The sequence below is a fragment of the Corynebacterium sp. MSK122 genome (genome assembly GCF_030229435.2).
Taxonomy (GTDB): domain Bacteria; phylum Actinomycetota; class Actinomycetes; order Mycobacteriales; family Mycobacteriaceae; genus Corynebacterium; species Corynebacterium marquesiae.
In genome coordinates, this window is sequence record NZ_JASPHV020000002.1 from 42228 (window position 1) to 54039 (window position 11812).

Consider the following 11812-nt stretch of genomic DNA (forward strand, 5'->3'; position numbering starts at 1 on the left):
CCCCCTAGGCCGGTTTCCCGGGGCTGTCCCCGAGGACTTGCTCGGTGTCACATGTCATAAGGTACTGTGACCCAGCTCTGTGTACCATGACACATAAGCCCTAACTGTCTCGTATATGAGACACCCGCGGAATGATCTACGATGGCCTGCATGCGCCGGTTCATCCCCCTCCTTTCCGCGGCCCTCCTCGCCGCTTGTTCCACCCCTGCCGAGGAACCGCAGCCACCCCACTATGTAGCGCTGGGAGATTCCTATGCGGCCATGGGATCGACCACGCTGCCACTAGATCCGCCCAATACCTGCGTACGCGCACAAGATTCCTACCCCGAGCTCGCGGCCAAGGAGATAGATGCGAAGCTCACCAATGTTGCCTGCCAGGGCGCTAGCACCCTCGACGTACTCTCCTCGGCCGGCGAGCACCCCGCCCAGGTGGACGCCCTACGCGAGGACACCGATCTGGTCAGCCTATCCATCGGCGGCAATGACGCCAGCTTCGTGCGCCTTACCCAGTGCGCTACGGACGATATCTGCCAGGCGGAATCCGGCGCGCAGATTGACTTGGAAATCCGCGATCTGCCCCGCCGGCTCGACAAGGTCTATGAGGAAATCCACCACCGCTCCCCTAATGCGAAGGTCCTCGCCACCGGCTATCTGCCATTGATTAAGCCTGGAGAGACCTGCCCCTACATAGAAAAAATCCCGGCCACTGACCGGGAATGGTTGGCAGAGTCCATCGAGCGCATCAACCAGGCGGTGCGCGAGGCCGCCGAGCGCAACGGGGCTACTTACGTGCTTGCCGACGCCGCCCTAGACCACACCGCCTGCTCCCCCTCACCGTGGGTGGATTTCACAGGCCAGGAGACTGATTCCTTTCCCATGCATCCCACCCACGCGGGACAGGTGGCAATGGCCCAGGCGCTACGCGCTGCCCTCTAGTCCGGCGCGCGCGGCCTCGTCGGAACCGGGCACGCGCATCTCGAACCGCTCTGTGACCACGGTGTAGTCAAAGTAGCCCATGCGCGCGATGGGCTTAATTTTGAGGATGTCCAGTTTGCCGTCCTCGTCAATGACGGATTCATCGATGTGAATGGTCTTGACATCCGCCACCACGAGGTCGATGCTGCCCACCTTGGAATTGCCAGGCACGCGCAGCGTGGTCTTGTACTGACACTCGAACTTCACCGGCGATTCTTTCACCATGGGAATGCGGTAATTGTCCGCATATTCCTTGGTAACGGACAGGCGGTCCCACTCGCTGTCGCCATAGTCGAGCACCTGGGCGGATTTATTAACTTCCTCGCGTAGGCCATAGGTGGCCATATTCCACACGAACCAGCCGGTCTCCTCCGCGTTAAGCACCGTGTCCTTGCGGCGACCATCCGGGTACTGGTTGGCCGAAAACATCACCATGGGCGGATCGAAGGTGAGGTTTTGCCACTGGCTATAGGGAGCGATATTTTCACGGCCTTGGGTGTCGACACTAGAGAGCCAACCAATAGGTCGTGGCACCGTGCTCGCCTTAAAGGGCGAAAATGGCAAGGGGTTAGGTTCGGTCTGCGGATGCCAGGAAATGGTCGACATATTAACCACGCAGCTTTCCAGTAGCGTCCTCGACGGCGTCGATAAGAGCGCCTTCCTTGACTAGGCGTACAGTCTCCTCGATTTCCGGAGACAGGTAGCGGTCCACACCTGGACCCTCGACGGTTTCACGCAGCTTCTCAATCACCGCGCCGGTTCCCTTGGCCGGGGTGCCCTCGCGCATGTCGATGGCGCGGGCGGCGGTGAGGATCTCTACAGCGAGCACGCGCTGTAGGCCATCCACGGCCTTGCGCAGCTTGCGGGCGGCGGACCATCCCATAGACACATGGTCTTCCTGCATGGCCGAAGACGGAATGGAATCGGCCGAAGATGGGTTGGCTAGGCGCTTCATTTCGCTCACGATGCCAGCCTGGGCGTACTGGGCAATCATGTGGCCGGAGTCAACACCGGGGTCGTCGGCAAGAAAGGCATTCAGCCCGCGGTTGCGCGCCGGGTCCAGAAAGCGGTCGGTGCGGCGCTCAGAAATGGAAGCCAAGTCCGCGGTGACAATAGCCAGAAAATCGAGCGCATAGGCAACTGGCGCGCCATGGAAGTTACCATTGGAGACCACGCGACCTTCCTTGGTTACCACCGGGTTATCCACCGCGGCGGCGAGCTCGCGCTCCGCCACCTGGGTGGTATGCGCCAAGGTATCGCGGAAGCCTCCGGCTACCTGCGGGGCGCACCGCACGGAATACGCATCCTGCACCTGGTTCTTCTTGAACTCCTCGAGCGCGGCCTCCAAGATCTCAGAGCCTTCGGCCACTTGAAGAATATTCGCCGCGGCATCGGCCTGGCCTGGGTGCGGGCGCAGCTGCTGCAGGTCATCGGCAAAGACCACGAGGGTGCCCAGCAGACCCTCCACGGTCATGGCGGTGGCAATATCGGCGGTCTTTGCGGCCGCGCGCAGGTCAGTAATGGCCAAACAGAGCTGGCCGAGCATGCCATCGGTGCCGTTGATAAGCGCTAGGCCTTCCTTCTCGCGCAGCTGCAGCGGCTCGATCCCGGCCGCGGCCAAGGCTGCACCCGCATCCTGCAGCTCGCCGCTTACACGCACCTCGCCTTCTCCCAGCAGGGCGAGCGCGCAGTGAGCAAGCGGCGCCAAATCGCCGGAGCAGCCCAGTGAACCATACTCTCGCACCACCGGCACAATGCCGGCGTTAAGGGCCTTGGCATAGGTTTCCACCACCACGGGGCGCACGCCGGTGCGGCCGGTGCACAGGGTGGACAGGCGCAGCAGCATCAGTGCGCGGATAACTTCTTCTTCTACCTCTGGGCCGGTGCCTGCAGCGTGCGAACGCACAAGGGAAAGCTGCAACTGGGCGCGCATCTCTTCTGGGATATGGCGGCGAGCGAGCGCACCAAAGCCGGTGGAAATGCCATAGACCGGGGTGGGATCCTGCGCGAGTTCTTCTACGCGCTCGCGGGTGGCGGCCACCTCTTCTAAGGCTTCGGGCGCAATCTCCACCTTCGCCCCATAGCGGGCAACGGCAACGACATCCTCGATGCTCAGTGCGCCGACATTTACAGTCACGGTGGTTGGGTAGGCGCTAGGCATGGCAAAAACTCCTTGGAGTAGGGATCAATAATCAAAAATGTGTCGCGCGACAACCCAACGCGATAGATGTATGCTACATCATATTTTCACCATGCGAGGGCTCGGTCGTTAATCCGCCGCCTTCTTGCCATAAATGCGACGCGAAAGTTCTGCTGCCAAGAGCGCCAGCCGGTCAACCACCGCGGCTTCCCTGGCAAGGTTCTCCTCGTTGATGGAAAACGTGACCGCCAATGCCGCCGACGGCCGGGCGAGGTGATCCTTGACTGCCACCGCAACCGTGGCCTGCCCCTTAGATACCTCTTCCCTCTCCTCCGCCCAACCGCGCGCACGCAAGGTGCTCACCTGCTTTTTATACGGAGCGAAATAGGCAGATGCCCCCTTATCCGAAAATGCAGCGCGCACTTCACTCTCCGATTGAAAAGCCATCATGATCTTGCCGGAAGCAGTTTTATAGGCCGGCAATCGAACCCCCTTATCCGTCACCAGAGACACAGCGCCCGGCGCGCGAACCTCTTGCAGGTAGACAATTTCAGCACCAGACATGCGGGCGATGTGACCGGAGCCAGCCACGAAAGTGGCAATCTCGCGCAGCTGGCTTGTCGCCAAGCGTACGAGGGGCTGCTGGGTCGAATAAGCCGAAGCCATGGAATATGCCGCGAGACCAAGTCCGTAGGTTTGATTTTCCTCAATATGCACCACGAATCCGGATTCGACCATTTCATTAAGCAAGTGATAAGTGGACGAGCGGGGAAGGTCCAGTTCAGAACGGATGCGACTGGCAGAGATTGGGACATCAATAGTGGAAAGCAGCCGCAAGATAGCGAGCACGTTTCTCGCCGCTGGAACATGAGATTTAACCACGGTCACCCGCCTCCACTATGGAAATAACTATTACTGTACAGAAATAACTTACTTCTTAACGGTCTCACATACAAGACTTTCCGCCCGATTCGACTAGTGCTTTCCCATTCCACTCACCGTAGCCTATCCCACACAGAGTGTTACAGATTACATTCTGTCACCGAATGTGTTTCGCCTAACTTATCGGATTGGAGAACCCTATGCCCGGCCGCTACCCAGACGGAGACTTTTACGGATTCGAACAGGACCTACCCGCGGAAGAACTTGAGATTCTCCACAAGGTCCGCGATTGGACCCACGACAAGGTTCGCCCCATCGCCACCGACTACTGGAATCGCTGCGAATTCCCCCACGAGCTACTCCCCTCTATCCAAGAACTCGACATCATCAGCTTGGTTCGCCACCAGGGCCGCTCCCATCTGCTGGCTGGCCTAGTCACGGCGGAAATTCACCGCGCCGATGCCTCCGTCGGAACGTTTTTCAGTGGCCAGGATGGTCTGTTCACGGGATCCATTGAGCTTCTCGCCTCCGAGGAACAAAAGGAGCGGTGGCTCCCAGACATCTACGCGGTAAAGAAAACCGGCGTCTTCGCCATCACCGAGCCGGATGCCGGTTCCGACGTCGCGCAAGATATGTCCACCACCGCCACGAAGGTCGACGGCGGGTGGATCCTCAACGGTGCGAAACGCTGGATTGGCAACGCCACCTGGTCCGATTACGTCGTAGTTTGGGCACGCGATCCTGAAGACAACCACGTCAAGGGGTTCCTCGTCGATACCTCCTGGGAAGGCTACAAAGCCACCCTCATGCACAACCGCATTGCGCTTCGCGCTGTGCAAAATGCCGATATCACGCTTAACGACGTCTTTGTTCCAGATGATTACAAGCTGGCCCACGCCAATACTTTTAAAGACACCAACAAGGTGTTGAAGTCCGCCCGCTCCACAGTGGGCTGGCAAGCAGTAGGACTGCAAATGGGTGTACTGGATACTGCCTTGGACTACACCGGCAAGCGCAATCAATTTGGAAAGCCACTGGCTAGCTTCCAGATTAACCAGTCCAAACTTTCCACCATTTTGGGTAACCTCATCGCTTCCGAATCCATGATGGCGGCCCTTACTCGCCTGGAGGCCCGGGGAGGCACCCGCGGCGAGCACTCTGCACTAGCTAAGGCACACGTATCCAAGTTGATGCGCGAGTCCGCCGCACTTGGCCGCGAACTCCTCGGCGGAAACGGCATCATTTCTGACTACACCGCCGCCAAGCACTTCTGCGATGCCGAAGCAATCTACTCCTACGAAGGCACCTTCGATATCAACCAACTCGTTGCTGCCCGTTCCATCACCGGCATTTCCGCCTTTGTCTAAACCACTTCCCTGGAAAGGAGCTCCCCCATGGTCGATACTGGACACCCACACTCCCTCGAAGGCCTGCGTGTGCTGGATATGTCACGCGTGCTGGCAGGTCCCTTTTGCTCGATGATTCTGGCTGACTTAGGGGCCGAGGTCATCAAAATCGAAACCCCCTGGGGTGATGACTCCCGCAATTTTGGCCCAGATTTCAAAGGTGACTCAGCCTACTACCGGCTATTTAACCGGTCTAAGAAGGGCATCACCTTGAACCTCAAAGAAGAGGCAGACTTGAACACGTTGCGCGAGTTGGTGCAGCGTGCCGACGTACTGGTAGAAAACTTCCGGCCCGGCGTAATGGAAAAACTGGGCATTTCTCCAGAATCCCTTATGGAACTCAACCCGCAGCTCATCGTCACCAGCATCAGTGGCTTTGGCCAAAGCGGTTCTATGAGCAAGGCCCCTGCCTATGACCTTGTGGCACAAGCGATGAGCGGAATCATGTCTGTAACCGGCTGGCCAGGCGGGCGCCCCACCCGTGTAGGCATCAGTCTGGGAGATCTGATCCCCGGACTCTATGGTGCTATCGGCACGCTCGGCGCCTTGCAGGAGCGCCATCGCACCGGCCATGGACAGCACGTTGACGTCGCCATGTTTGATTCCTTGGTATCCATCCTGGAATCAGTGGCCATGCGAGACCTGTATGAAGAAGAGGTACCCACGGCCGTTGGTAGCGACCACGCCATGACCGTCCCCTTCAGTACTTACCGTGTGGATGACGGTGAGGTGGTCATCGCTATCTTGAATGAGAAGCTCTTCGGATGCCTGACTCGCGCCTTGGGCTTGGAATACATGGTCGATGATCCGCGGTACAACTCCAATCCCGCCCGCAAAGAGCGCCGCGAAGAAGTCCGCTCCATTATTGAGGACGCCCTGCGGGGCAAGACCGTCGAGCAAGCGCTCGCCCTCTTCCAAGAACACGGGGTTCCCACCGCGCCGGTCCATTCCGTTGACGAAGCCCTGCACGGAGATGTAGGCACTGAACGCGAAGTTCTCTTTACCGAATCCGATGGATTTACTACCTTAAGCTCTCCCCTGCGTCTGACTGGCTCCCGCCAGCCGGAGCCAGCACCGCAACTAGGAGAGCACAACGCCCATATCCCCGAATGGCTCGCTGAGCCGGTGCGCGGATGATTCTGAAATGGAAACACCATGACTGACACCACAAATCCTCGCACTAAAACCTCCACCCCTCCAGTGAAAAACACCTGGCGATTCTTTGTATATAGCGGACTCGGCATCTTCGCCTTCTTCGTCCCCTTTCCCTTCGGAGGAGAAAACACCATCCTGCTCGATCACCTGGTGGGTTGGATTTCTGACACCCTAGGTAGCGGCTCCAAGTACGTAGTGCTGCTGCTCATCGTTGCCGGTGCCATCGCCCCATTTGCCACGGGCACATGGAAGTCCTCTGCCGCACGCATGGTCTTCGCCTTCTTGAATATCTTGGCGGTGCTCATCACGGCCATGCTGGTGTTTAATTTCGGCCCCGCCTTCGTCTTTGAAGAAGACCTCGGTCCATTTCTCCTCAATAAACTAGTCATCCCCGTAGGCCTCTTAATCCCTGTGGGTGCCATTTTCCTCGCCCTACTGGTTGGATTCGGCCTCATGGAGTACATGGGCGTGTGGGTACAGCCCATCATGCGGCCGCTGTACAAAACGCCTGGGCGCTCAGCTATTGATGCAGTGGCCTCCTTCGTCGGCAGCTACTCGCTAGGCCTGCTCGTGACTAACCGCGTGTATAGGGCCGGTGGATATACCGGGAAAGAAGCGGCCATCATCGCTGCTGGATTTTCTACCGCCTCCGCCACATTCATGGTGGTCATCGCCCGCGCCCTTGACCTTATGAGTGTGTGGGGAATGTATTTCGGAGCCACCCTTATCGTCACCTTCCTGGTGACAGTAATAATGGTGCGCATTCCACCCATCGCTACCATCCCGGAGGATTACTACCCCGGCGCGGAACCCAACCCGGAATCCGAGGTCAATGACAGCCGTGCGCACACTGCCTGGGAAGAAGCAAAGGCAGTTCTCCGTGATTCGCCACCGCTTTGGAAGGTACTGTGGCACAACTTCCGCGATGGCCTGCTCATGACCATGCAGGTTCTACCAGGCATCATGTCCGTGGGCTTCCTTGGCTTGGTAGTGGCCTTCTACACCCCGTTCTTTACTTATTTTGGCTACCTGTTCTACCCAGTGCTGTGGATCTTGGGAGTACCGGATCCGGGCCTTGGCTCCGAAGCCCTCGCCATTGGCCTATCTGAGCTCTTCCTACCAGCCACCTTGGTTGCCGGCGCGGAATCCGACGTCCTAAGGCTTATTATCGCTATGGTGTCAGTCTCCCAGGTATTCTTCTTCTCCTCTATGGTGCCTTCCGTGCTGGCCACGGACATTCCACTGAGCATTAAGAACATCATCATAATCTGGTTCGAGCGCGTCATTTTGTCCACCATCATCGCCGCACCGTTTGCCTACGGCATCGCTGCGCTGATGTAACTCACCGCCTAACATCGAAAACCATGAACACCGAAAAAGCTGAACTTTTCACCCCCGCCCCCGAATGGTCTGGCCGCTCCGATGGCCCAGGCCCAGAGCATGCCCGCTGGCATAGCGTTATCAATCAATCCACCGAATCCCCCGCCCCAGTAACCCTCCTAGGCTTTGCGTCTGATGAAGGCGTGCTGCGCAACGGTGGCCGCCAGGGTGCAGCCGCAGGCCCAGCCGCGCTGCGTTCCGCGCTGGGTTCCTTGGCAGTCCACCATGGGCATGCGCTTGCCGACGCCGGCACGATCACCACCCAGGCCGATGACCTCGATGGCGCCCACGACGCGCTTTCTAACAAGGTGCAGGAACTCGTCGAGGCCGGCACCCTCCCCATCATTTTGGGCGGCGGGCACGAGACTGCCTTTGGCTCCCACCGCGGCCTCTACCGCGCTGTAGGCGCCACCAAAATCATCAACCTGGACGCCCACTTCGATCTGCGCCGCGCGGACCACGCCACCTCCGGCACCCCGTTCAAACAGATTTCGGAGCTCACCGAGGACTTCGACTACACCGTGCTGGGTATCTCCCGCCCCAATAACACCGCAGTGCTTTTCGACGAAGCCGAGTCCCTCGGCGTGGCGATCACCCTAGACGAAGAGCTGGTCAACCTAACCCCAGCCGAGTGCGGCGAGCTCGCTGCCCGCGCCACGGAGGGCAAGGATAAGATCCACCTGTCTATCGACCTCGACGTTTTGCCAGCGTCCACCGCGCCGGGCGTATCCGCCCCGGCGTCTCTGGGCGTGAGCTATGAGCGCATCCGCGCCATGGCCGTAGCTATTGCGCGGACTGGAAAGCTGGCCTTGGTGGACGTCGTCGAGCTCAACCCCACCTTTGACATAGATAACCGCACCGCCAAGGCAGCGGCGCGGCTCATCGACGACATCGCCACGGCGCACCTCACTAGCTAAACGCCAACGGCCTTGGGGTTTACCCGGGCCGTGCAGTTTATCGGGTAGCTTTCTTACTCATCCAACGTTGGACTCCCCACCACATAGCGGGAGTAAAGGCAACGGCGATGAGCCAGTAGACAAGCCAGAAGCTACCCGCTAAGCCAGTCACCACAATGCCTATGAGCAGCAAAAGCGCTGCGCCAACACTTGCGAGGACACATTGTGTGAAACTGCGCTGGTTATCTTTGGGCCCTGTGCGAGTGCTGCCACCAGAAACTTTCTGGTCAACGAATCCAATAATGTCTTTGCCAAAGACAACCGAGAAAGCAATATAAAAGGCCGCGAAGCCGTGCATGAATTCGGCCGTACCGCCTTGGCTCAGGCTCACATAGAAAAATACCAAGAGCAGCAGGTCGATGATTGGGGTCGCGGCCATAAGTATCAAGCCAAGTTTGCGCAGATTAAAGACGTAGCGCAAGAGACAGCCAGCCACTAAGCAAAGCCAAAAAGCTACCTCAGCTGCGATAGTGGCTATAAGCATCATTGCCCTCCAGCGATATCGATCCTCTTATCCATCTTGGGTTCAACTTATCAAAACAGCAGGTGGGCAATCGGCGTGGCGATAAGAATGGTCAGCGCTACACGCTCAAACCAAATGATGACCAGGTGGGTCAGTTTCACCGGAATCTTGGTGGCCAGAATGCACGGCACCAGAGCGGAGAAGAAAATGATGGCAGAAACTGCCACCACGCCGATGACGAACTTGAGGACCATGCTGTCGCTGCCTGCCACTGCAGTGGCGGGCAGGAACATCTCCGCAATACCCATGGCCGCGCCCTTTCCGGCCTGGACCGGCTCCGGCAGCTGCACTACCCACGCGAATGGGTAGAACAGGTAGCCAATCCACTCAAAGATGGGCGTAAAGCGCGCAAGCAATAGGCCAATGAGGCCCACCGACATAATGGAAGGCACGATGGCCGCCGCCATGCGCACTCCATCGCGCAGATTCTCCCAGATGGACGCCCACAGGGACGGCGCGCGCTGCAGTGCCAGCATTGCTTCGCGCCACGCGTTCTTGACGCGCGAGCCCTCCACCGGCTTTTCCGGGTCTGGGTGCGCGTCTGCAAAGTACTCATCCGGAATGGTGCGCAGCGGCGGAATGCGCACGGTAATGGCCGTCACTACAAAGGTCACGATGAGCGTGACAATAAAATAGGTGCCCCAGATCTTCATCAGGTCAAGCTGCTTGGCCACGATAACCATGAAGGCCGCAGAGACCGTCGAAAAGCCAGTGGCAATGATGGCCGCCTCGCGCCCGGTATAGCCGCCCTTTTGGTAGACGCGGTCCGTCACCAAAATGCCCAGCGAATACGAGCCCACAAACGAGGCCACCGCGTCAATGGCGGAGCGCCCCGGCGTCTTCCACAGCGGCCGCATGATGGGCTGCATGAGCACGCCGACAAATTCCAGCAAACCAAAGCCAATGAGAAACGCCAGGAATGCCCCACCGATAGGCACAATGAGACCAACCGGAATCGCGATGGAGTTCCACAGGAACGGCACTAGGTCTTCATCGCCCAGCACCCACGGCAGCGCCTCGATGACCATAAGGAAGGAGACCACCGCACCCACAATGTTGAGCACCGCAAAGACCGCCTGCAGCGCGCTTTCCTTAAACGCCCCGGTGGTAAAGCTACGCACCGTGCCATAGACGGCAAGGGCAAAAATAATCCACGGCACTAGCGCCGGAATCCCTTCGCGCACCATGGTGACCATGTGGTCCAAAGGAATGGAGCGCTTATCCTGATACGTCACCGGCAGGAAGAATACGAACGCGCCGATGGCGCTATATAAAAAGAGTTTCCACCGTCCGCCAGGCTGCGGGATTTCCCCGTCATGGCTCTGAATGGAGGAATAGACCGATTCGGTAGAAGTCACAGTAAAACCGTCCCCTCAAGCTTGCCTACAAAAATCAAGCCCGCGTGACAGCCTTACGCGAACATTGGGGATATGTTAGCTAAGTAACAGCTCACTGTCTAGACGTTTTCGAGATCTAAGGCACAATAAAGTCATGTCTAAACCCATTCGCGTCGTCGGCGCCGTCTTCCATGATGGCCAGCGTTTCCTCGCCTGCCGAAAGAAACCGGGCAAACCACTAGAAGGCCACTGGGAATTTCCAGGTGGAAAAATTGAGCCTGGTGAAACACCTCAGCAAGCTCTAGCTCGGGAAATACGCGAAGAACTTAACCTCAAAGCCGAGGTGGGAGCCATGGTCGCGACAACAACCTACGAGTACGCATTCGGGACCATTGAACTAACGACGTTCTATTGCACGCTTGTCGACGGCGACCTACGCCTGACCGACCACGACGAGGCGAAGTGGGTTACCCCCGCAGAGGCCGCTAGTTTGAACTGGGCTCCCGCTGATATTCCGGCGGTAGAAGCATTAGCTTCTACTCACAACTAAGGAACGAGAGATCCCTTCTTTCGTAGTGTCCTTTCGCCAGCATTCAGCGGATATCCTCCGCTAAACGCAACACCAATTGCGGACCAGACTCCGCCAATGCGGCGATTTCCTGCGTTGCTTTTCCTCCGTTGGTCGCTTTCCCCTCATATGAAGGCCGCGCTGAATAGAGGTCAAAGTATTTTCGGCTCACGCCATTGACATTCCTAAACTTTGGTCCGGGTAGGAACTCCTCTCCATGCATGGTGCCGCTTGCCAGAAGGCTGGAGACCCGAGATACTTCTTCTGTCGGACCGGTAGTTGGCCAACCTAAAAGGATGCCCACCTCAGCCACTAAAAGAATTTCATCACGTAACCATTTCGGGCTTCTCAATCCGGGCTCCAATCAAAAGGGAATATAGGGTTCGGAATCTGTACACGCTTTTCTTCAAAGAGTTCACACTCTCGGGAAATCGATGCAGAACAAAATCAGCGGGAGAAAATTACTTCGCTAATCCTCTTATAGGCCAAT

12 protein-coding genes are annotated in these 11812 nt (G+C 57.9%); 6 read left to right on the forward strand and 6 right to left on the reverse strand.

Annotation, left to right across the window (positions count from 1 at the left end; translation table 11 throughout):
- Positions 1–150: 150 nt before the first annotated feature.
- Positions 151–936 carry an SGNH/GDSL hydrolase family protein gene (locus QP934_RS01335; RefSeq protein ID WP_419126591.1) on the forward strand — a complete coding sequence of 262 codons (786 nt, stop codon included), beginning with the start codon at positions 151–153 and terminating at the stop codon, positions 934–936.
- Here QP934_RS01335 and QP934_RS01340 read toward each other — a convergent pair.
- From QP934_RS01340 to QP934_RS01350, 3 genes are all read right to left on the reverse strand, one after another.
- Positions 919–1509 carry a flavin reductase family protein gene (locus QP934_RS01340; protein ID WP_419126592.1) on the reverse strand — a complete coding sequence of 197 codons (591 nt, stop codon included), beginning with the start codon at positions 1507–1509 and terminating at the stop codon, positions 919–921. The genes QP934_RS01335 and QP934_RS01340 overlap by 18 nt on opposite strands.
- 73 nt (positions 1510–1582) lie before the next feature.
- The gene (gene hutH, locus QP934_RS01345) at positions 1583–3136 is read right to left on the reverse strand and encodes a histidine ammonia-lyase (protein ID WP_419126593.1); all 1554 of its coding nucleotides are present in this window, start codon (positions 3134–3136) and stop codon (positions 1583–1585) included.
- A 108-nt stretch (positions 3137–3244) separates the two neighbouring features.
- Positions 3245–3997, reverse strand: coding sequence for an IclR family transcriptional regulator (locus QP934_RS01350; RefSeq protein ID WP_419126594.1), 753 nt, complete (start codon positions 3995–3997; stop codon positions 3245–3247).
- 200 nt (positions 3998–4197) lie between these two features.
- Between QP934_RS01350 and QP934_RS01355 the strand changes: the two genes are divergently transcribed.
- Genes QP934_RS01355 through hutG form a run of 4 tightly spaced genes read left to right on the forward strand, consistent with a single transcriptional unit; the run spans position 4198 to position 8855 of the window.
- Complete coding sequence (locus QP934_RS01355; protein ID WP_419126595.1) at positions 4198–5364, forward strand: acyl-CoA dehydrogenase family protein; 1167 nt, start codon at positions 4198–4200, stop codon at positions 5362–5364.
- Between the two features lie 27 nt (positions 5365–5391).
- On the forward strand, positions 5392–6540 hold the full coding sequence (locus QP934_RS01360; protein WP_316981017.1) for a CoA transferase: 1149 nt from the start codon (positions 5392–5394) through the stop codon (positions 6538–6540).
- An 18-nt stretch (positions 6541–6558) separates the two neighbouring features.
- Positions 6559–7899 carry a YjiH family protein gene (locus QP934_RS01365; RefSeq protein ID WP_349821965.1) on the forward strand — a complete coding sequence of 447 codons (1341 nt, stop codon included), beginning with the start codon at positions 6559–6561 and terminating at the stop codon, positions 7897–7899.
- A 23-nt stretch (positions 7900–7922) separates the two neighbouring features.
- The gene (gene hutG, locus QP934_RS01370) at positions 7923–8855 is read left to right on the forward strand and encodes a formimidoylglutamase (protein ID WP_419126597.1); all 933 of its coding nucleotides are present in this window, start codon (positions 7923–7925) and stop codon (positions 8853–8855) included.
- Between the two features lie 37 nt (positions 8856–8892).
- Here hutG and QP934_RS01375 read toward each other — a convergent pair whose 3' ends face one another.
- Complete coding sequence (locus QP934_RS01375; RefSeq protein WP_349821963.1) at positions 8893–9381, reverse strand: hypothetical protein; 489 nt, start codon at positions 9379–9381, stop codon at positions 8893–8895.
- 47 nt (positions 9382–9428) lie between these two features.
- On the reverse strand, positions 9429–10775 hold the full coding sequence (locus QP934_RS01380) for a YjiH family protein (RefSeq protein WP_419126599.1): 1347 nt from the start codon (positions 10773–10775) through the stop codon (positions 9429–9431).
- A 133-nt stretch (positions 10776–10908) separates the two neighbouring features.
- Here QP934_RS01380 and QP934_RS01385 point away from each other — a divergent pair, with 133 nt between their 5' ends.
- A complete protein-coding gene (locus tag QP934_RS01385) occupies positions 10909–11304 on the forward strand; it encodes a (deoxy)nucleoside triphosphate pyrophosphohydrolase (protein WP_419126601.1) in 396 nt (131 codons plus the stop codon).
- Positions 11305–11347: 43 nt separating this feature from the next.
- Here QP934_RS01385 and QP934_RS01390 read toward each other — a convergent pair whose 3' ends face one another.
- On the reverse strand, positions 11348–11674 hold the full coding sequence (locus tag QP934_RS01390; protein ID WP_419126603.1) for a hypothetical protein: 327 nt from the start codon (positions 11672–11674) through the stop codon (positions 11348–11350).
- Positions 11675–11812 lie beyond the last annotated feature (138 nt).